The sequence below is a fragment of the Microcoleus sp. Pol1C5 genome (assembly GCF_036701115.1).
GTDB lineage: Bacteria > Cyanobacteriota > Cyanobacteriia > Cyanobacteriales > Microcoleaceae > Microcoleus.
In genome coordinates, this window is sequence record NZ_JAUBQE010000005.1 from 58,442 (window position 1) to 79,416 (window position 20,975).

At 46.2% G+C, this 20,975-nt stretch carries 14 protein-coding genes; 6 read left to right on the plus strand and 8 right to left on the minus strand.

Going from position 1 to position 20,975, the window contains the following annotated elements; all coding sequences use genetic code 11:
• Positions 1-270: 270 nt before the first annotated feature.
• From ppk1 to QUA23_RS04290, 3 genes are all read right to left on the minus strand, one after another.
• Complete coding sequence (ppk1, locus tag QUA23_RS04280; RefSeq protein ID WP_333074152.1) at positions 271-2,454, minus strand: polyphosphate kinase 1; 2,184 nt, start codon at positions 2,452-2,454, stop codon at positions 271-273.
• 241 nt (positions 2,455-2,695) lie between these two features.
• Positions 2,696-6,742: a HEAT repeat domain-containing protein gene (locus QUA23_RS04285; RefSeq protein ID WP_333074151.1), complete on the minus strand. Its 4,047-nt coding sequence runs from the start codon at positions 6,740-6,742 to the stop codon at positions 2,696-2,698.
• A 162-nt stretch (positions 6,743-6,904) separates the two neighbouring features.
• Positions 6,905-7,123: a helix-turn-helix domain-containing protein gene (locus QUA23_RS04290; protein WP_006632503.1), complete on the minus strand. Its 219-nt coding sequence runs from the start codon at positions 7,121-7,123 to the stop codon at positions 6,905-6,907.
• Positions 7,124-7,289: 166 nt separating this feature from the next.
• Here QUA23_RS04290 and QUA23_RS04295 point away from each other — a divergent pair, with 166 nt between their 5' ends.
• A complete protein-coding gene (locus tag QUA23_RS04295) occupies positions 7,290-7,760 on the plus strand; it encodes a hypothetical protein (RefSeq protein ID WP_333074149.1) in 471 nt (156 codons plus the stop codon).
• Between the two features lie 104 nt (positions 7,761-7,864).
• Here QUA23_RS04295 and QUA23_RS04300 read toward each other — a convergent pair whose 3' ends face one another.
• The 4 genes from QUA23_RS04300 to QUA23_RS04315 all read right to left on the minus strand — a co-directional run bounded on the left by QUA23_RS04300 (position 7,865) and on the right by QUA23_RS04315 (position 14,835).
• Entirely contained in the window at positions 7,865-9,253 is a 1,389-nt protein-coding gene (locus QUA23_RS04300) for a UDP-glucose/GDP-mannose dehydrogenase family protein (RefSeq protein WP_333074148.1), read from the minus strand.
• 120 nt (positions 9,254-9,373) lie between these two features.
• Positions 9,374-10,312 (minus strand): UDP-glucuronic acid decarboxylase family protein, encoded by a 939-nt coding sequence (locus QUA23_RS04305; RefSeq protein ID WP_333074146.1) that lies wholly within the window; start codon positions 10,310-10,312, stop codon positions 9,374-9,376.
• 578 nt (positions 10,313-10,890) lie between these two features.
• Positions 10,891-13,674 carry a helix-turn-helix domain-containing protein gene (locus tag QUA23_RS04310; RefSeq protein WP_333074144.1) on the minus strand — a complete coding sequence of 928 codons (2,784 nt, stop codon included), beginning with the start codon at positions 13,672-13,674 and terminating at the stop codon, positions 10,891-10,893.
• A gap of 129 nt (positions 13,675-13,803) precedes the next feature.
• Positions 13,804-14,835: an nSTAND1 domain-containing NTPase gene (locus tag QUA23_RS04315; protein WP_333074142.1), complete on the minus strand. Its 1,032-nt coding sequence runs from the start codon at positions 14,833-14,835 to the stop codon at positions 13,804-13,806.
• Positions 14,836-14,994: 159 nt separating this feature from the next.
• Between QUA23_RS04315 and QUA23_RS04320 the strand changes: the two genes are divergently transcribed.
• The 3 genes from QUA23_RS04320 (at position 14,995) to QUA23_RS04330 (ending at position 15,791) form a co-directional block, all read left to right on the plus strand.
• Positions 14,995-15,285, plus strand: a complete 291-nt coding sequence (locus tag QUA23_RS04320; RefSeq protein WP_333074141.1) for a hypothetical protein — start codon at positions 14,995-14,997, stop codon at positions 15,283-15,285.
• Positions 15,286-15,417: 132 nt separating this feature from the next.
• On the plus strand, positions 15,418-15,615 hold the full coding sequence (locus QUA23_RS04325; protein ID WP_333074140.1) for a DNA-binding protein: 198 nt from the start codon (positions 15,418-15,420) through the stop codon (positions 15,613-15,615).
• Positions 15,615-15,791, plus strand: coding sequence for a hypothetical protein (locus tag QUA23_RS04330; RefSeq protein ID WP_333074139.1), 177 nt, complete (start codon positions 15,615-15,617; stop codon positions 15,789-15,791). The genes QUA23_RS04325 and QUA23_RS04330 overlap by 1 nt, the downstream gene beginning before the upstream one ends.
• 311 nt (positions 15,792-16,102) lie before the next feature.
• Here the strand turns inward: QUA23_RS04330 and lepA are convergent, their stop codons facing one another.
• Positions 16,103-17,917 carry a translation elongation factor 4 gene (gene lepA, locus QUA23_RS04335; protein WP_006632512.1) on the minus strand — a complete coding sequence of 605 codons (1,815 nt, stop codon included), beginning with the start codon at positions 17,915-17,917 and terminating at the stop codon, positions 16,103-16,105.
• A gap of 327 nt (positions 17,918-18,244) precedes the next feature.
• Here lepA and QUA23_RS04340 point away from each other — a divergent pair, with 327 nt between their 5' ends.
• Both QUA23_RS04340 and QUA23_RS04345 read left to right on the plus strand, forming a co-directional pair.
• Complete coding sequence (locus QUA23_RS04340) at positions 18,245-18,472, plus strand: type II toxin-antitoxin system CcdA family antitoxin (RefSeq protein ID WP_015176471.1); 228 nt, start codon at positions 18,245-18,247, stop codon at positions 18,470-18,472.
• A 569-nt stretch (positions 18,473-19,041) separates the two neighbouring features.
• On the plus strand, positions 19,042-20,940 hold the full coding sequence (locus QUA23_RS04345) for an ATP-binding protein (protein WP_333074138.1): 1,899 nt from the start codon (positions 19,042-19,044) through the stop codon (positions 20,938-20,940).
• Positions 20,941-20,975 lie beyond the last annotated feature (35 nt).

The window sequence follows — 20,975 nt, forward strand, 5'->3', positions numbered from 1 at the left end:
TTGCACATAGCAATCCTTTCGTCAGTTATAAACGTGGTTTGGGTTTCTAGTCGGGACGGGCTAGAAGCCCATCCCACAACAGGGAGGGACGGGCTAGAAGCCCATCCCACAAATCCTGGAAGGATTGCTATAGTTATGTTGGTAAAAATCTTGTGGGGTGAGCCGGAGAGCCCGCCCAAAAAGTAAAAATTAAATGCAGTACAGCTTAATAGCTAACAAGAACCGGCCACTGCTAACTGCAAATTTGACAACTGACAACTGAACTTCTGACTAATTCATCACCATATCCATCAAAATTTGCTGAGAACTCACTTCCGGGCAATTAGCAGGCGGCCGCCGCTGAGAGTAGTGTCCTCCCGACTGTAAATCCCAAGCTTGGCGGTTGTCAGCCAGCATTACACCCAAAATTTCTTGCAATTCCATGGCAATTGTCGGATCTTCCACCTGAACGATCGCCTCAACCCGTCTGGTGAGATTGCGCTGCATCCAGTCGGCAGAACCAATATACACCTCTTCGTCGCCACCGTTGTAAAAATAAAACATCCGAGAATGCTCTAAAAAGCGGCCGATAATACTGATAACTCGGATATTTTCGCTAACACCTTCAACGCCGGGACGCAAACAGCAAATCCCCCGAATAATCAAATCAATTTTAACTCCCGCTTGCGAAGCTTCGTACAAAGCAACAATGATTTGAGGGTCAACTAAAGCGTTCATTTTAGCGACAATGCGGCCACAGCTACCGCTGCCGCCTTCGGTCTGCAAGCGGCAAAATTCTGCCTCGCGGCGGATTAAAGCTAAAAACCGATCGCGCATATTGACAGGTGCCACCAATAATTTGCGATAAGATACCTGCCGGGAATAACCAGTCAAATAATTAAACAAATCCGCCAAATCCGATCCCAAATCCTCGCGACAACTCAACAAACCCACATCGGTATACAGTCCGGCTGTTTTAGGATTGTAATTACCGGTGCCGATGTGGACGTAGCGGCGGATGTACCCGTCCTCGCGACGCACTACCATCACAATTTTGGTGTGGGTTTTGAGTCCCACCAAACCGTAAACTACGTGGACTCCAGCTTGTTCTAACTTGCGAGCCCAATTAATATTATTTTCTTCGTCAAACCTAGCTTTGAGCTCTACTAAAACGGCTACCTGCTTGCCGTTTTCCGCTGCTTGAATTAAGGCGCTGACGATCGGCGAATCTCCTGAAGTGCGGTATAAAGTCATCTTAATCGCTAACACGGAGCGATCGTGCGCCGCCTCAGTAATAAACCGCTGTACCGTCGCCGCAAACGAGTGATAGGGATGGTGCAACATCAAATCCCCCTGCCGGATGGTCGTGAAAATATCCTCGCCATCTTCAGTATCCAAGCTCGATTTGTCTAAAATCCTTGCCGATTCCGAGTTCCGCAAGCGCGGCGGCACAACCGGAGTCCAAGGCGGGTCTTTCAGTTCCGGCACCGGCAACCCCACAAAAGACATCAAATCCTTGAGGCCTAGCAGCCCCTCTACGACGTAAACATCTTGCTCGCCGAGATCCAGCTCCTCCATCAGCATATCTCGCAGCGCAGGCGGCATAATCGCTTGAATTTCCATCCGCACCGCAGAACCTCCAAACCGGCGCTTGCGGAGTTCCTGTTCTATTGCCAGCAGCAAATCCTCTGCCTCATCTTCCTCCACCGTCAAATCGGAATTGCGAGTAATGCGGAACGGGTGATATTCCTCTACGTCCATACCCGGAAACAAAGCTTCTAAATTGTGGGCAATCACCTGTTCTAGGGGCACGCCAGTCCAAACAGGAGATTTGCCCCTCTGCTGCCACTGCAAATCCCCCGGCAGCGGCAAAAACCTCGGCAAAACCTGCGGTACTTTGACGCGGGCAAATAATTCTTCGCGCGTGTCGGGGTCTCTGACTACTACTGCTAAATTGAGGCTGAGATTGGAAAGGTAGGGGAATGGGTGGCTGGGGTCAACTGCTAGGGGAGTGAGTACGGGAAATACTTGTTCTTTGAAGTAGCGGTGCAAGTAATTGCGCTGTTCTTGATTGAGGTCAATGTAGTCGAGAATGTAGATTTCGCTTGCTGCTAGTTTCGGCCGCAGGGTTTGCTCAAAATACGAGTGCTGCTGAGTAACCATCGGCAAAAGCCGCTTGTTAATGGCATCTAGCTGTTGTTGAGGCGTGCTGCCGTCGGAGGTCAATTTGCTGACTTTTGCGTGTACTTGTTGTTTGAGGGCGCCCACGCGCACCATAAAATATTCGTCTAGGTTGGAGCTAAAAATAGCTAGAAATTTAAGTCTTTCTAGGAGGGGCGTGCGGGGGTCGAGGGCTTCGTGGAGCACCCGGTTGTTGAATTCTAGCCAGCTTTGTTCTCGGTTGAAGTAATATTGAGGATCGCTGAGGTTGATTTCAGTGTAGGTTTTGGCGGGGGTCTTTTTTGGCTTGGGCATGGTTTGAGGGACTCTTTGGGAGGCTCGGTGATGGCATCTCTAGAAATAGTATTGTAGGTTAAAGGATTTGTTCGCATCTGCTTTTGGTCGATCGCGCGTTTTTGTAATACCTTTCGGGAAAGGGAATTGCCGTGTCCGGCGCCTGGATCACGAACCAATACCCCCAATCCAATTCTGTACCGCATTCAGCAAGTCCTCTAGATTTGGCCCAAAACCGGTTAAGGGCAATTCCAGCGGTGGGTTAAGCGTGCCATGCTTGATAAAATTCTGGGTAAGTCATATTTTCGGCACACTCCCAGATGACTTCGTGACATCTTTCATTCCGACCAAAATCATTTTTGTAGATTTCGGAAGTTAGGCGATTTTTCAAACCTGAGACTGCGGTGGCGAAGTGTTTACCTTTCATAATTTCCATTAAGCTATCTGCCGGGTCAAAAATAGAATGTTCAGGGTGATAATTAGGAATCAACTCTATTAAAGTCGCGATCGCAACTGAGTTACCTATGTCTATTTTCCCTAAGCTAGATGCCGCTAGACACCGGGTATCTGGGTTAGCTGAGCTGCGGATTAAATCGACTAAGGTGGCGATCGCAACTGGGTTATTTTTGTCTATTTTACCTAAGCTATCTGCCAATCGACACCGGATATCTTCATTACCTGAATTGCGGATTAACTCGACTAAACCGGCGATCGCCACTGGGTTATCTTTGCCTATTGCCCCTAAGCATTCTGTCGCTATAAACCCGGTATATGCATTCTGAGAAGTACCGAGCAACTCGACTAAAGCGGAGATCGCAACAGGGTTATTTTTGCCTGTTTTCTCTAATTTTTTTACGAATTCCGATATATTTAGATACATATTATAAGAAGTACCGAGCAACTCGACTAAAGCGGAGAGTGTAACTGGGTTATTGTTGTCTATTTTTACTAAGCATTCTGCCGCTATCATCCGGGTATATTCAACTTGAGAAGTACCGAGCAACTCGACTAAAGCGAAGATTGCCTCTGGGTGATTTTTGCCTATTGCCCCTAAGCTTTTTATCGCTTGACACCGGGTACTTTCAGCACCGGAATTGCGGAGTAACTCGACTAAAGCGGCGATCGCAACTGGGTTATCTTTGCCTATTTTACCTAAGCTATCTGCAGCTGACCACCGGGTCCTTTCATGGGAATTGCGGCTTAACTCGACTAAAGCGCTGATTGCAACTGGGTTATCTTTATCTATTTTCCCCAAGCATTCAGCAGCTCGCCACCGGGTAACTTTATTACGTGAAGTGCGAATTAACTCGACTAAAGCAGCGATTGCAACAGGGTTATTTTTGCCGATTCTTGCTAATCTTTCTGCTGCTCGATAACGGGTATCTTTCTCACGGTAGTTGCGGATTAAATCCAATAAAGTTTCGATCGCTACTGGGTTATCTTTGTCTATCTTACCTAATACTTCTGCTGATCGCCCTTGGGTAACTTTATTATCTGAATAGCGGATTAAATCCAATAAAGTTTCGATCGCAACTGGGTTATCTTTGCCTATTTTCTCTAAGCTATAAGCCGCTATCTTCCAGGTATCTAAGCCATACAACAGTTTGTACTTGATCAACCAGATATCGGTATCTCGCTCAACAGAATTGCGGATTAAGTCGACTAAAGTGGCGATCACTTCTGGGTGAGGGGTGCCTATTTTTCCTAAGCTATATGCCGCTCGCTTCCAGGTATTTTTCTCCAGTGAATTGTGGGTTAACTCCAATAAAGTATTGATCGCCACTGGGTTATCTTTGTCAATTGTCAATAAGCTATCTGCCACTTGCCATCGGGTAACTTCATCCTGAGAAATATTAATCAATTCGACTAAAGCGGAGATCGTTTCTGGGCAATGTTTGCCTATTTCCCCTAAGCTTTTTGTCGCTCGCCTCCGGGTATATTCATCACCTGAATTGCGGATTAACTCGACTAAAGCGGAACCCGCCTTTTCCCGATCCGTCTCTTTCAGAACTTCCCTTGCTCTATCGACAATTGGATCGAGAAATGTCCGCCACTCCTGTTTTTGCTTATTAAAATAACCAAATCCCCAAATAACAATCTGCGACACAATCTCATCAGCAAGGCGACAATCCTTAAACTCAGCAATCCCCGCAGCCGCTAGAAAATATGCACGATATCCATAAAATTTATCCCACCTAACCTTAAACTTAACCAACGCCTTAATAAACGCTTCCTTCTGCTCCTTCCCTACCTCCTCACGCCCCAACCACAGCAAAATCACCTCTTCCCACTGCTTCTCAAAAATGCGATACCTAGCATCAGGATGTTGCGGATTCTTAGGAAAGTGATTCAAGAAAAAGTGCCAATCCTCAACCGCCAACGCCGCAAAATATTCCTGAAACGTCGGATGGTAAAAAGCATAAATTCCTTCCGCCGTCTCCGCATCCCTCGCCACTAAATTCAGCCAACCCACACGACAAGCTAACTCAAACTGCGATGCACCCATCACCCGATATCCCACACTTTCGGGCAACTGAAACCGCGACATTTCATTTAACATCCCTGAAAGTGCCAATTTCGCCAAAGCCGCATTCAATTCCTGCTGCTGAATCCAATTCAGGCGGGGTTTTTTCCACTGATACAAAGTAGTCACAAACCGCTGATAAAGCTTAGCCTTAGTATCCGGTAAATCCCCATCCAACGACTGCCAAGTGCCACACAATAACGAACATCTCAGGGGATTTTTCACTAAATCTCGAATTCTCTCTTTTCCCGATGCTGCTAATGCTTCCCGTAGCTGTTGAGCTAGAACCCCCCCAGCCCCCCTTGCTAAGGTGGGGTTAGAGGGGGTTAGAAACCATTTATCAATAAATATCTCCACCTGTTCGGGATAGGAAAACTCCAAAGTGCGATAAGTATCAAAAGTATCCAACGCAGAGCCGATCGCATCCCAAACATTTTGCCGACAACTTAGCACAATTCGCGCCTTTTGAATACAGCCGCCCGTTCTAATTTGCCGCTGAATTTCCGCCAAAGGATTTTCATCTCCGACAGCCATCTCATCCGCCCCATCCAACACCAACCAAACGCGCTCAGCATTAAACTGTGCTAAAAAATCATCCTTAATTTCCGCCGTCGCCTCAGCCTTCCCAATTCTCTTAATAGCCGCCAGCAGCCAATTATCAAATAAATACGATTCTAATTCCTTCCCCTGCAAATCCGCCAAGGATACCCAAATTACAATCGCCTCGGAAATTTCAGCCGCTACCCAATTCGCAATCTGCCGCAACAGCGTTGTTTTCCCCGCCCCCGCTTCCCCAATAATTCCTAACCGCTTGCCATTGCTTTTCGGGCTACTTCCTTGCTGGATAACTTGCTCAAGAAACTCGCTGTGTTCAAATTTTTGAGTAACTTCTTTTTCCCGGTACAAATCCGAACCTTCCTCAGCCGCAACATCCTCGCGTCGCTGAGTCACTTTCTGCCGTTCCACCAATCCCAGCAGCGGCACATAAACATCATCTATTTGATGGTTGCTAAAAGTTAGCTGATTGCTACTCAGTCGCTGCTGTTCTTTCTCGTCTAATATCTGCTGGCAAATAGCTTGCCAGTCAATCGGCACGCAAGCAATGCGGCTGTTTTCAACTATTTCCTCAAGCAAAGCCTTTAGCTGTTCAATCAAAGCGTGAGTTTCGGCGGTTTGGGTATCATTTCGCGTTAAAACTTGCGCTGTGAAAATCTGGAACACCTTTTCATTGTCCTTGATTTCCTCGGCAAAGTACGCAGATACTAAGGTAAACAATTTTTCTTTTAATTTAACTTGATAAAGTGTGACATCACAATCTTTTAGGGCAATTTCCAGCAGTTTATTTTCAACTTCTTGAAATCGATTTTGGCTTAATTCGTGGCGGGAACTTAGCAGCACTTCTATCTCATCTAAACCTTCTATTAGAATACCAGAAAGGACTGTTTCTTTATTAACCTGCTTTAATTCAGATTTTAACTGCTTAATCTTCTTATCTAGCCATTCTAAATAAGGACGGTCTTGAGGCAAGTAAATAACGATACCTTTACAAGCCCTGCGAGACGGCTCAACCAATTCTTTATAACATTCTGAGGCGATTTGTTGCTGAGCTTTTAGGAAAGAACGCTTCAGCGCTTTTTCTAAATCGTAATTGACAATTTTACCGTTTGGTGATAGATTATTTACTCCCTTTAAACAGAGGTGCCTGACTGCATCATTGGCTTGAGTGCCCACTATTCCATCGAAAGCGACCTTCAGAAGACCTCCCAATAGCACAGCATCTAGCATTTGACGGTTCTCCTAATTTCCGGCTGCAAGCGAGTTACTTTAATGATAAGCGATCGAGTTTGGTTGCGGGCGATCGACCTATGCTGAAATCATCACATCAAAACTTCGATCGGCACATCAAAAGTCGATCGCTCAAACATTGAATTTAGGCAAAACTTTCAACTATTTTTCGAGGATTACCACGAAATCCTCAATCATCACATCAAAAGTTCGAGCCAGCTTGTGGACTGCTGCAAAGTCAACCATTGCCATCCCCTGAGAACGGGCATAATTGCTAATCGTACTGTAGCCCACGCCCGATCGCTCCGCAACTTCCTTGAGCGTCCATCCCTTCTCGGCAGCCAACTCTCGAACCCGCAATCTGACTAAGCCTTTGCTCATATTCACTATTTACAAAATTTTGGATTTAGTATAATATATCAAAAAGCGATCGCCCCCGGTCTGCAAACTAAAGACGATCGCCAGTTAAAATTAATTCCGACAGATAATTTCTGTCGATCGCACTTAGCAGAGATAGATTTACCTACTACCACCAGATGCAACTACAATGATATCAGAAAATCAGCTAAGATCGTCAGCGATCGGCGCATCAAAAATTATTCACAAATCGTCGATCGTCAATCCGCGATCGAGATTTGTCTCCGAAGAAACAGTGGCACTCCTCTTCAACATATCACCCGAACAGATCTACCGGATCGAATGCTGCCACAACGTGGTGTATGTTCATGCCAAAGGCCTCAGTCGATTTGTCAGCTACGCTGATTTCCCCCCAATCTTAGAAGTAAAACCGCCCTGTGCTCAAGATTTTGTCGCCTGGTACAAACGCTGGAAACGGACACAAGCACCAGATTTTTGGACTAAATTCTATACGTACAACTTCAAAGCGGCTGTTTCAGTGGACAGCTTGCTGGAGTGGGGTAAATTAGTCGCTACAGTTAAATCGGTAATTTCTGCCTCAGCGCTGCAACAGCTACGAGATGTTTACGCTCAAGAAAAAACATTGATGGAAAATTTTTAAAGCAGTCGGGGCGAGTAAACCCGGGATTGTTTGCCACCAGCAAGATAAATGTAAGGTGCGCAATGCGCACCCTACGAAATAGAGATTCTACTCAAAACTCTTCTTTACCTTCCAATCCCCACATATTGGAAACCAGCCGCTTCTAAAGCCTTTTTGTCTAAGAAATTGCGGCCATCTATCATCACCGGATGATTCATCAACTTCGCCATTTTCTCGTAATCTAAGTTACGAAACTGTTCCCAGTCAGTCACTAACACCAAAGCATCGCAACCGTCAGCCAGTCTTTCCGGATCGGTTTCTACCAAAACTCCCGACAAACCGTGACGCATCCCAGTTTGAGAAACAATCGGATCGTAAGCTTTAACTTTCGCTCCCAACCGATTCAAATTCTCGATTAAATTTAGCGCTGGAGCATCTCGCAAATCGTCAGTATCTGGCTTGAAAGTTAAACCCAAAAGTCCGACTGTTTTACCTTTGAGAATCTTCAAAACTTGTTGCAACTTTTCAATAGCAATCAACCGCTGGCGTTCGTTAACTTCCACCGCTGCTTTCAGCAAATGCGCCTCGTAGCCGTAATCGTCAGCAGTGTGAACTAAAGCCGAGACATCTTTGGGGAAACAAGAACCGCCCCAACCAATGCCAGCTTGCAGAAACTTGTTGCCAATCCGTGAATCTAAACCGATACCTCGGGCAACTTGACTAACATCTGCACCAACCCGATCGCAAATATTAGCAACTTCATTAATAAAACTAATCTTCGTAGCCAAAAAAGCATTAGCTGCGTACTTAATCATCTCCGCTGAACTGATATCAGTCATCACCACCGGAACCTCCGGCAAAGACGGATTTTCTGCAAATTTGCGATCGACAATTGGCCGATATAACTGTAGCATCATATCCATAGCCCGCCGAGAGGTGCTGCCGAGAACAATGCGATCGGGATTAAAAGTATCGAAAACAGCACAGCCCTCCCGCAAAAACTCCGGGTTGCTAACCACATCAAATTGAACACCTGTTTTTGCTGCGACTTCCTCACCAGTAGCGCCCTCACCGCTTTGAGGTTTTTGACGTTCTGCTAAACCGTCGAGTACAATTCTTCGCACCCAATCTCCCGAACCGATGGGCACTGTCGATTTGTTTACGATTACTTTGTAATCGCCGTCGAGGTGAGCTCCAATTCCACGAGCAACCGCTTCCACGTAGCGAGTATCGCTTTCCCCAGTAGGCAAAGGAGGCGTCCCCACGGCAATAAACAAAATGTCTCCGTGAGCCACTCCTGCTGCTAAGTCCGAAGTAAATTCTAGATTGCCCGACGCAGAGGCAGAGGACATTAATTCAGACAGTCCAGGTTCAAAAATAGGCGACTGTCCCGACTTCATTAATTTAACTTTTTCTTCGTTGTTGTCTACGCAAATCACGTGGTGGCCGATGTGGGCCAAACAAGTGCCGGTGACTAAGCCAACATATCCTGTACCGATGACGCAAACATGCATACAAATGTCCTCAAAGTTAGTAAAAAAATCAGATGGCAATCGAGAATTGGGAATTGGGAATTGGGAATAAGGAAGATTTTTTCCGTGCCCCACTCTCCCAGTCTTCCCTTCTCTCAGTCTCTACTTTTGGTTTCCCTCGATGCGATCGCGGAAATCCTTTACAGTCAACTCTAAACCTTTATCCAGCGGCACAGTTGGCTCCCACCCCAACCAACTTTTAGCACGAGTAATATCCGGTTGTCGCTGTTTTGGATCGTCTTCCGGCAGCGGTTTAAAGATAATCTCTGCCCCTGGATTAATCATATTTTGAATTTTTTCTGCCAGTTCCAAAATAGTGTATTCGCCGGGATTTCCCAAATTCATCGGCCCGATTTGGTCGCTATTCATCAAACGAATAAATCCTTCCACCAAATCAGAAACGTAGCAAAAACTCCGTGTTTGGGAACCGTCCCCGTATACTGTCAGCGGTTGATTTCGCAAAGCTTGAGCAATAAAATTGCTCACTACTCTGCCGTCATTTTCCAACATCCGGGGGCCGTAGGTATTGAAGATTCGCACAACTCGAATGTCTACCCCATTTTGACGGTGGTAATCAAAAGATAAGGTTTCAGCTACTCGTTTGCCTTCGTCATAACAACTGCGAATTCCTATACAATTAACGTTTCCGCGATAATCTTCTGTTTGCGGATGGACATCAGGATCTCCGTACACTTCGGAAGTCGAAGCGAGAAAGAATCTTGCTTTTACTCGTTTTGCCAATCCCAACATATTCATCGTGCCGATGACGTTTGTTTTAATGGTCTTGACAGGGTTGTACTGATAGTGTATGGGGGAAGCAGGACAGGCCAGATGGTAAATCTGATCTACCTCTAACCGAATCGGTTCCGTGATGTCGTGGCGGATCAACTCAAAATACGGGTTGTCCAGCCATTTAAGGATATTGCGTTTAGTCCCGGTGTAAAAATTATCCAGGCAGACTACCTCATGTCCTTGGGCCATTAAGCGATCGATTAGGTGGGAACCGAGGAAACCTGCACCGCCTGTGACTAAAATTCTCATTGTGGAAACTGCCGTTCTGTTTAGGGGTAGGACTGGAGTACAAAAATTCAGTCGCTCGAATGAAACTTTCTAATAGAATAACAAAATTGCGATCAACAATGTAAAGACTTATGCGTCACTTTTATAAAATCTTTAATTAACTTAGCATTGTCAAATACTTGGAACAAAGTGCTATAATTCGCAAATGTTGGTAGCAATTTTTATTGAAGCTTTAATATTTCCGAAAAAACACTCTTGACATTAGTTATGTTATTTGTTAGTGGTTATTGGTTATTTGATGACTTCGGTCTGAGGTTGGGCGATGCCCTAGGGAATAGCTGCGCTTCACTGGCTTATTTGACAAAACCAGGGTCGATTTATCTGAAAAGCAATATGAGAGAAATTATGTCGATCTAAAAAATTAGGTAATAATTTCAGGAACACTGTAGTTTTACTTGAACCGTTAGGGCCGCCAATAATGTAAATATTTGGCCTAATAGTAATATTAATTTTATAGCTTGTCTCTTAGTCGCCCTCTCCTGGGACGAGAGTTTGTGTACGATTGGTTTCAACCGCCCAATACTCAAAGGAATAACTAACTATTCCTTCCCTCCCCATGACATCTCAACCCAGCGGCGGAATAGTTCGACAGTAATACAGTAGCAACCATCAATTTCTCGAACCACATCGTGGCGTTCGAGAGTTTTTAGTGCTTCCAGTAAAGTTGTCTCATCCATCCCTGTTTCTTGACTCAGCCTGTCGAGGTTCATTCCTTCTAAGTGAGGTGCTAAGGCTTTTAAAATCTCCTGTTGTCCCGATGCGCCTTGCGCTGCTTGACCCCAAACTCCTGTAAAATAGTAGCGACCTCTGCTGAAGAATTCTGTGTCATTGATGACAGTTGCTACGTCTTCTAGTGCAAACATTGGATCGCGGGGGCGTCCGATTTCAAATACTTGGTCGTTGTAGAGGCGGACTAACAGAAATCCTACTAATTGCGTGAGGTAGGGTTGGCCGTGAGTTAGTTCGTAAATGCGATCGAGGGCTTCTGGTTTGTAGTCGAGGAGAAAATCATCATCGGGATTGGCTAAAACTTGGCGAGTTGCACCTAGACTCAGGAAACCTACTCGGATGGGGATAATGCTAGCAAAAAAAGGATTGAAATAATCCTGGGTCATTTCATCCAAGGTGTGCAATCCGGCAAAAGCAAAGGCTACTTTAGAACTCATTTGCACCATCCCTCGCAAAAAACCGATAAAATCTTGATTGATGTTCCCAGCGTCTATCAATTCTTCAATCTTTTCAAACTCGTCTAAAGCAACGATTAATCCACTTTCTACATTTGCTATTACTTGTTCGATGTAGCGTCCAAAAGTGAGATAGGGTAAATCGAGTAGATCGCGATCGCCAGGAGGTGCAATCTTGACTGTTTTGGCAATGGCATCGGTGATGAATATTAGCAGTTCGCCGACTCCTTGAGAGCAATCTCCTACCCGCAGCAAATTGACATAAGCTACCTGTACTTTTGAACCTAAGCAGTTGCTAGCATTCAACAAAATCGAAGTTTTTCCCATCCGCCGATGACCGTAGAGAGCCACAGATTGAAGCGGATTGCCTTTTACCCACAACTCCTCTAGCTGTCTGATGATGTCTTCGCGACCGACAAATAGATTGCCTTGGACTGGATCGCCAATTATATAGGGGATACTGACTGGTTGAGTAATCGAAATATCTCCGATTTTCCCGGTCACTTGCAGTAATATTTGTTGCCATTTTTGGGCAGTTTGAATAATTAAATTGCGTTCAGATTGTGGTATAATATCTGGACGATCGAGGATAGTTTCAAGTTCGCCTAATGCTCGGTTGAGGGCAAGGGAACGGGCAGAACGAGATAGGCTATTCTCGACGACTTGAACATCGGCAATTACCCGCCGTAGAGAAGCAATTGCTTCCCAAGTAGTCCCACGCAGCAGAGGTGGATTGGGGGAAGCAGGCAGTTTCAGGGAAGCAATCTCGGCTAGTTCTGCTGTTAGGTGAAAATCTGTGAGAATCTGCGCTAAGGTGAACATCTCCTCTCCATAAAGCAGATCTCGCACTACAGCGAAAGCTTCTGTGGCTTTGTCTGGTTTTTGCTCGTGGAGATACCAGAAACCAGCGGCAGAGGCACGGGCAGGAGTATTTAAACGAATTTCTGTTTGAAAACGAGCTTGAATTTGTTGTCGCCAAGGTGCGGTGATGAAAAAACCTGCTACTGCTTCTGACTTCATTCTTTCACTTAGAGAAGCTGAGGCAAAACGCACCAACTTCCAATCATAAGGATCTTCTGATAATTGAGCGACGCGATAGATGAGTTGGTCTTTTGGTGTCTCTGCCAGTACACGATTTACAGCTTTAACAACAGGGATAAACTGAAGGGTAAAGAGTAGTAGTTGGTTAATGTTGTGCAATCCTGTTTCCCAATCCCGGCTCAGCCAATTAGCTATTTGAGAAGACAGGTAGGAAAGGGGAAGTGGGGTAATGTGAGGAAATTGTCTATTTTGCTGTTGACGCTGGAGTAGGGTAAACGGTAAAGCGAAAAGCCAATTTTCAGGACGTGTGATCGCCACGCCGGACGCCACGCCGAATGCCACGCCCAACGCCACGACAAACGCCAAGGCCGACGCAAAGGCCGACGCAAAGGCCGACGCCGCGCCGAACGCCTCGACCGACGCCGCGCCCAACGCCACGCCGAAGATCACGCCCAACGCCACGCCCAACGCCACGCCGGACGCCACGCGCGACGCCACGTCCAACGCCATGCCGAACGCCACGCCCGACGCCACGCCCCACGCCACGCCGTTGGGCACGCCCCACGCCACGCCCCACGCCACGCCCGACCCTATGCCCGACGCTATGCCCGCCCCCACGCCCAAGGCCACGCCCGACCCTATGCCCGACGCCACGCCCCACGCCACGGTCCACGCCACGCCCCACGCCACGCCCCACGCCACGCCGTTGGCCACGCCCGACCCCACGCCCGGCGCCACGACCAACGCCACACCCAACGCCGCGCCCAACGCCACGCCTAACAAATCTCTAGAAACGCCTATTTCCTCGAAAATTCTACTCAAGCCTACGGGGATAACAATGATTAACATCAAGGCTTGTAGAATTAACTGATACTGGACGGAATTTTGACGCAACCACTCCCACTTTTCTCGCCTGGTTTTGGCGTCTTGTAAATTAGGTTTACCCCCAAAAGTAGACTCATACCACCGCACAGCTTGAGGAAAGAAAAACACCCAATATAACAATCGCAGGTAATCTAAAGGATTCCACAAAGAAAGAGGGCGCTTCAGTTTGGGAGCTAAATCTAACCGAGGAACAGGGCGATCGTTTTGACTCATAAATAGGTGGGAATGAATAAACAGGACTTACGCACGGGTGGTGAGAAACCGGGTTTTTTACCAAATCTGCGATTCTCTAACGAAATATTTTCGTAAAAAACCCGGTTTCTGGGCCCCCATGTGTAAGTCCTAGTTGATATAACCAGCATAAGTTTGATAGCACAACTGCATCAATTTCTGAGGATAGCCGCCACTTTCAGCAATTAACCCCGCAATTTCTTCCTCAGTAAAATTCACGGGCTGAGCAACAGGTGTTAACCAGGAAGCCTGGAGGCGACTAGCAATAAATTCACGGCAGATTTTTTCATCCCAGTGCTTCAGAGTTTCTTCATGTCCTTTGAAAGGAGATGTCATATTTGTTCCAGGGAATAGGATATCTAGAGAGGTGCGGGCGGCGATAACTAGACGCAAAGGTGGGTTATATCCCTCAGTCAAACCCCGCAATAAGCTGCGTGTTGGATTAGTAAACCCATCCCATCTCATATTCTCAACTTCATCTAAAAGTAACAGCAGCGGGTTCGATTCTAAAGCCCGTGACAGATTACCTCCTTTCGCTTTCTCGATACCTGCTTTGTGGCATAAATCGCCATAAAAGTCATCTTCATCGCAAACAATTTGCAAATCGATGTAAATGGGTTGGCGTGCATAACGCAGTTGATGTGGTGCTTCTCGGTAAATAGCTTGCAGCAGAGAACTTTTGCCGATCGCGCTTTCGCCAATTACTGCTACATTACTGCCACTATTCAGCGTCTCGAATACCCGCCGAATTTCCCTTTGTCTGCCAAAGAAAAATTTCCGATCGTCTATCTTGCCATGCTGGGGAATAAAGGGATTATTATAATTGATATTTGGCGGTTCTAATTCTGCTATTCGATTGTCATTTGGTAAGGATGTTTGGGGCGATGTGGTTGTATTAAGCTTTTTAATTTCTTGCCAATCCAATCCTAAAGTATTGCAAATTGCAACAAAATACTGGGGCTTGACACCTTTCTGGGTGAAAAATTTATGAACAGTTTGAATATCAATCCCTATCTTTAGACTTTTTTCTTCCCCCATCACAACACGATCAGCTAAGTCTTGGCGGCTCCAGCCTTTGTCTGTGAGAGCTGTTTTTGCTTTTTCAATTCCTGCGTCAGATGCTGCGATAGATCGCTCTGCCATAGCTAAGTTACGAACGTTTTAACTATTATAGCGATCGATCGCCAACCAAACGCATCCTAAACGCATACCAAACTCATACTAAGTGAAACCTATACACAGGCTGACTTTCAAGCTTTTCCACTTTACGATTAAAACATATCCAATAAGAAAGTAGCAATTATGAAAGCTAAACCAAATATGACACCTGCTAAACCCAAATCTACTAAAATGACTCGTAAAAACACTCCTCCTCAATCTCCCTCTCCTTTCCAGTACGTCTTCGCCACTGTTATCTTTTTTACCTTACTTTCTGGAGGAGTCTCTTTACGAATTAGTACCGAAGATCGGCCATCTCCCCAAGAAGCTCGCATTTTTGAGACTTGCCATAGCACTTGGAATATGGGTGTGGGTGCGATTTTCGGACTTTTAAGTAGTAAGGTAGTTCAAGATAATGATGATGATAATGGGTAATCTCTGATAGTTTACTTGCAAAAAGGCGATCGCTCTTTTGCTCCAAAAGTGCGATCGCTCTTTCAAAAACCCTAACTCCTACTCAGACAGTTGACGTGCTAAACTCAGAGTATCGTCACAGCCACAAACATAATGCAAACGATTATCATCACAATTCCAGACGATCGCCTGCACAAGCTCCAAGAAACGGCCAATATCCTCGGCGTTTCCCTAGAAGCATTACTGCTTGCGGGTGCTGAAAACTTGCTAGCACCACCCGAAACATCCTTCCAAAATGCTATGGAATACGTCCTCAAAAAGAATGCTGAACTTTACCAAAAGCTCGCGTAATGCGCTATCTAACTTTAACAGAAATCTTAGAACTTTATCGGCGCATTATCGAGCAGTCTGGCTGCGCTGTCATATTGTTCCTAATTCTATTTGATAAATTCTGGCTCGGAAAACTCAACTTTATTATGCCGCCACAGTGCGATCGCCCGACCCGTCCAAAACTGCGTGAAGCGTAGTTATACCGTAGGGAATCGCTCTTAATCTAACTTCCCTAACTCTTTATATTTATCTGGATTTAAACAGTCCTAGACGCACTCCGACAAAGAAACCGGATTTTTTACCGAATTTACAGTGTGTAACGAAGTATTTCGTAAAAAAACTGGTTTCTGGGCCCCCACAGGGACGGGCAAGATGCCCATCCCACAATCAAACTGACTCTTCGCTTCACAGGCATCTTGCCTGTTCTAGATGACTGCAAACAACTACAAAAAACAGACTCTTTGTGGAACAGACCCAAAAGCCTGTTCCTCACAAAAGGCCACACAGATTACGAATCCCGATCGAGCTTCAGCACAGCCATAAAAGCCTCCTGCGGCACATCCACAGTACCCACAGACTTCATCCGCTTCTTCCCCTTCGCCTGCTTTTGCAGCAACTTTTTCTTCCGCGAGATATCGCCGCCGTAACACTTCGCCAACACATCTTTTCGCAAAGCCGGAATGTGCTCCGAAGCAATCACCTTAGCGCCAATTGTCGCTTGAATCGGAACCTTAAATTGATGGCGAGGAATCAACTCCTTCAGTTTTTCCGTCAAGCCGCGGCCCACATTATAAGCCTTATCCCGGTGTACGATCATCGCCAAAGCATCAACCGGATCGCCATTAATTAAAATGTCCATTTTCACCAACGGATTTTCGCGATAACCGATGAGGTGATACTCCATGCTCGCATAACCGCGCGATCGCGATTTCATCTGGTCGAAAAAGTCAGTCACCACCTCCGCCAAAGGCAACTCGTAAACCAGCGTAGTTCTGCCTTGACTCAGATACTTCATATCCATAAAAATGCCCCGCCGACTTTGAGACAGTTCCATTAGCGCGCCCACATAAGTTTCCGGCGACAGCATTTCTACCCGCACATAAGGTTCCTCAATTTTCTCGCGATACTGAGGATCGGGCAAGTGGCTGGGATTGTCAATTGTTAATACTTCTCCTTTAATTGTTGTGATTTGATAAACCACAGAAGGAGCCGTAACAATCAAATCTAAATTGTATTCTCTCTCCAGTCTTTCTTGCACAATTTCCATGTGCAGCAAACCCAAGAAACCGCAGCGGAAACCAAATCCCATCGCACTCGAAGTTTCCGGTTCGTAAGAAAGCGCCGCATCGTTGAGTTCGAGTTTTTCTAAAGCTTCCCGCAAATCTGGAAATTGGTCAGCATCGATCGGGAACAAGCCGCAAAAAACCATCGGTTTGGCTTCTGTATAACCCGGCCAAGGCTCCGGCGCCGGCTTTTTGACCAAAGTAATCGTATCGCCAACGCGAGCATCAGCTACTGCTTTAATTGCCGCGCCCAGATAACCAACTTCCCCCGCGTGCAGTTCGTCTACTTGAACTTGAGTCGGTGAAAGGATGCCTAATTCATCGATGACATATTCCTTACCCGAAACCATCAACAAAACTCGATCGCCCTTTTTGACACTTCCGTCCATCACCCGGAAATACACAATTACCCCGCGATAAGGGTCGTAATAACTATCAAAAATTAGCGCCCGCAGCGGTTTGTCCACAGTATCCTGCGGCGGCGGCACCAATTCGACGATCGACTCCAAAATCTCATCTATACCAATTCCTTCCTTAGCCGAAGCCTCAATCGCCCCGCTACAGTCCAGACCGATAATTTCTTCAATTTCCCCTTTTACCCGTTCCGGTTCTGCCCCCGGCAGGTCAATTTTATTTAAAACTGGAATAATTTCCAGATTGTTTCCCAAGGCAAGGTAGACATTTGCCAGGGTTTGTGCTTCCACGCCTTGAGATGCGTCTACCACCAGCAGCGCCCCTTCGCAAGCAGCGAGCGATCGCGATACCTCGTAAGAAAAGTCCACGTGTCCGGGAGTGTCGATCAGATTGAGCACGTACTCCTGACCGTCCTTGGCAGTGTAATTCATCCGAGCCGCTTGCAGCTTGATCGTAATGCCGCGTTCGCGTTCGAGATCCATATTGTCTAAAAACTGCTCCTTCATCTCCCGTGCCTGCACAGTCCCAGTCGCCTGCAACAGGCGATCGGCCAAGGTCGATTTTCCGTGGTCGATGTGAGCAATAATCGAAAAATTACGAATGCGAGATACAGGGACGTTAGTCATGTTTTTTATCGAAGAGCTAATCGGCAAAGGATACTTTTTGTTGTATGATTACACAAGCAAGAGTAGAGTGCTTACTTCAACCTCTTACTGGGGATTGAGATGAAACCACAACTGAGACAAACCTCAAGAGTATCAGTTATTACCCTTCAAGTGTCCGGGCTCGGTCGGACACCCAAAAGGAAAAAACTTTTCTCTGTCTCATTGTACAGAAAGCTGTTAAGCGGTTGAGGAAACGTGGGGTGCAAATCAGGGACTGCAAATATCTAGTCCAGTCGGTTGTCATCAAAAGAATTGAAACTTAAGAATTAAAACTAGGATTTTTTAACTATGAGCCAGTCAAGTATACCCTCCCACAGTTCGTCAGAAAAAGTGGAACTATCTATCCATATAGATTCGGAACTGCTAGACCAAATTAAGCACTTGACGAATGACCCCAGCAAAGTCATTGAAACAGCAATCAAGCAGTGGCTCAGAGGCGAGCGCCGCGAAGACGAGCTGGCTCTGAGTTTACGCCGCAACCCCCCAGTCCCGCCCCGCGGTGAGTGGAACGACTGAGGTGCTCTCGCCCCAGACGGCGCGCGCAAATCTGCAGGCTGTGAAATTTAGATCGCGCGGGCGAGCTCCTCTCCTGCAGATTTCGTGGCTAAAGCTACAGGTGGTGGGCGAGTGAACTCGGCTAAATCACAACCTCGGAACTATTCCAGGTGAGGGAAAAAATGCGTGAGCCAGTCCCTGACTTGAGTTGTTGGCAGCCTCAGATTTTGGCGTAATTTTCAAACTCGATCGTTAATCGGTGCAGATTCCTAATTCCTCAATCTTAATTTTTATCTTTAAATTACCCAAAACGGCTGAGAACGAATAGTTTTGAGGTTTGAGTTTAGTTCAGAGTTAAATAATTAATATTTTATGAGTTGATTAATCACTCAAAAGTCAATAGTAGCAGCCTAAAATTTTTGCCAATTGTGAGTTTTGAGCGATTAATGTTTTAATTAAAAAGCCAACAACTTTTTAATTGATTAATAACTCACAAATTAACAGTAGAAGCCCCAAACAAGGGGGAGTATTGAGTTCTTTATAAAAAACTCAATACTCCAAAATCCGAACTACTATCATCCCCTACTCTGATGGACTCTAACACAGATTTCCGGCGATCGAGCCTCGCCTCTACAGCCTTTTTTCAAGAGTTAGGGGCAGAATTAGTATTTACCCAAGACGGCTCTGGTAAATATCTATCTTTTTATTGGCAAAAAGCCGAACAGTACAACCTTACAGCAGAACAAATTGTCGATCGCCCCCTCAGCGAAACCCTGCAACCCATCCCCCCTGCGCCTTATCTCGATATCCTGCAGCGGGCGCTCGAAACCCTCGTACCGCAACGGTTCAGCTATCCATTTTGCCACGCCGGACAATATTTTCTCTTCGATTTGACACTTACTCCGGCGATCGACTCAAACGGCAAAGCTGCAAAAGTCTTAGTTATGGGAAGGCTGCTATCTGACAAACCCACAGACAGACGGCCCGACTCTCCAGAATTCATGCTCTATCCAGCTTTGCGAGCCCCATTGGACGCCCGCCAACAAATGCCACTTCCAGCGAGCCGTATCCCAGGTCGATCGCTCCCTCCCTACTCGGAAATCGACCGCAAAATCATCTCCCAAATTGCTCAAAACCTGCACAAAACCCTCGATTTAGACACCATTTGGCAGCAAACTGTTAACAGCTTGGGTCAAGTTTTGAACGCGAGTCGCTGCATCATCTGTTCCTACAAACAAGACAGCGAAAATCTCGAAACTTCTCCCTTCCTTGCCTCGGAAAATCAGCAGAATTCGACCGCAGCAGCAGCCGAATTACAACAGTCAATAGCTAAGGACTCCTCGCCCCCGCTTTCCCCAGCTCAAATCGAAAATCTCCAATCGAAAACTTTTAAAGTAGTAGCTGAATACCGCCAAGAAGCTTACTCTTCTATGCTGGGATTAGAACTGCGCGCAGCCGAACAGCCAGGGTGGATTCAAACTTTAGCCACCTTAAAACCAGTAGCAGTCGATTACGCCTCCCCCGCCACAGATCCCTTCCACCGCCATTCCGTGCTCGTAGCAGCTACCTTTTATGAAGACCAACCCAATGCACTGATATGTTTGCACCGCTGTGGCAGTTCCCCAAAATGGAGTCATGTCGAACTCGAATTCGCCCGCGAGTTAGTCGCTCAAGTCGGCAGTGCGATCGCCCACGCTACACTTTACCAAGAATTAGAACAGGCCCGCGCCGAAGCCGTAGCTCTTTCCCAACTTAAAAGTCAATTTCTTGCTAATACTTCTCACGAACTCCGCACCCCCCTCAACGGCATCCTCGGCTTCTTAAAACTACTTGTGGACGGCATGGCAGATGACCCCGAAGAAGCGCACCAATTTATCGAAGAAGCTTACCGATCGGCATTACATTTGTTCAATGTCATTAACGATATTTTGGATATCGCTAAAATCGAAGCTGGCAAAATGGAGTTAGACCTCGCTCCCGTCAAACTCGGCGAACTGTTGCAACAAGTTGAGAATTTTACACGGGTTCAAGTCGAGCAAAAGCGATTGCAATTTCAAATCCAAAAACCTTCTGTGGAGGACGAGATTATTGTGTACGGCAACTACCAACGCCTGCTTCAAGTAATCTTGAACCTCACGGGCAATGCGATTAAATTTACTGGGGAAGGGGGAATTCGCATCAGTGCTGAGGTTATTAAGAAAAAGGTGACTGTTCACAACCAGCAGTTCCCCGGAATGGTGAAAATCCGAGTCGCTGATACTGGCATTGGGGTTTCTCTCGACAAGCAAGATAAATTATTTGAGTCGTTTTTTCAGGTGGATGGCGCTCGTACCAGACAATACGGCGGCACCGGTTTGGGATTGGCTATTTCTCAAAAACTGGTAGAAGCAATGGGAGGTACAGTAAATTTTTACAGTATGGGGGAAGGACTCGGAGCTACGGTTACTTTTACTGTACCCCTTTATCAAGAACCACTATTTAAAAATTAATCATCGGTAATCAATTATCAATAATTTATCCTCCG

What these genes read in the sequence shown, in the direction of transcription:
- ppk1 (WP_333074152.1), bottom strand. Translation starts at nt 2,454, where the DNA reads ATGCCCAAGCCAAAAAAGACCCCCGCCAAAACCTACACTGAAATCAAC.
- QUA23_RS04285 (WP_333074151.1), bottom strand. Translation starts at nt 6,742, where the DNA reads ATGCTAGATGCTGTGCTATTGGGAGGTCTTCTGAAGGTCGCTTTCGAT.
- QUA23_RS04290 (WP_006632503.1), bottom strand. Translation starts at nt 7,123, where the DNA reads ATGAGCAAAGGCTTAGTCAGATTGCGGGTTCGAGAGTTGGCTGCCGAG.
- QUA23_RS04295 (WP_333074149.1), top strand. Translation starts at nt 7,290, where the DNA reads ATGATATCAGAAAATCAGCTAAGATCGTCAGCGATCGGCGCATCAAAA.
- QUA23_RS04300 (WP_333074148.1), bottom strand. Translation starts at nt 9,253, where the DNA reads ATGCATGTTTGCGTCATCGGTACAGGATATGTTGGCTTAGTCACCGGC.
- QUA23_RS04305 (WP_333074146.1), bottom strand. Translation starts at nt 10,312, where the DNA reads ATGAGAATTTTAGTCACAGGCGGTGCAGGTTTCCTCGGTTCCCACCTA.
- QUA23_RS04310 (WP_333074144.1), bottom strand. Translation starts at nt 13,674, where the DNA reads ATGAGTCAAAACGATCGCCCTGTTCCTCGGTTAGATTTAGCTCCCAAA.
- QUA23_RS04315 (WP_333074142.1), bottom strand. Translation starts at nt 14,835, where the DNA reads ATGGCAGAGCGATCTATCGCAGCATCTGACGCAGGAATTGAAAAAGCA.
- QUA23_RS04320 (WP_333074141.1), top strand. Translation starts at nt 14,995, where the DNA reads ATGAAAGCTAAACCAAATATGACACCTGCTAAACCCAAATCTACTAAA.
- QUA23_RS04325 (WP_333074140.1), top strand. Translation starts at nt 15,418, where the DNA reads ATGCAAACGATTATCATCACAATTCCAGACGATCGCCTGCACAAGCTC.
- QUA23_RS04330 (WP_333074139.1), top strand. Translation starts at nt 15,615, where the DNA reads ATGCGCTATCTAACTTTAACAGAAATCTTAGAACTTTATCGGCGCATT.
- lepA (WP_006632512.1), bottom strand. Translation starts at nt 17,917, where the DNA reads ATGACTAACGTCCCTGTATCTCGCATTCGTAATTTTTCGATTATTGCT.
- QUA23_RS04340 (WP_015176471.1), top strand. Translation starts at nt 18,245, where the DNA reads ATGAGCCAGTCAAGTATACCCTCCCACAGTTCGTCAGAAAAAGTGGAA.
- QUA23_RS04345 (WP_333074138.1), top strand. Translation starts at nt 19,042, where the DNA reads ATGGACTCTAACACAGATTTCCGGCGATCGAGCCTCGCCTCTACAGCC.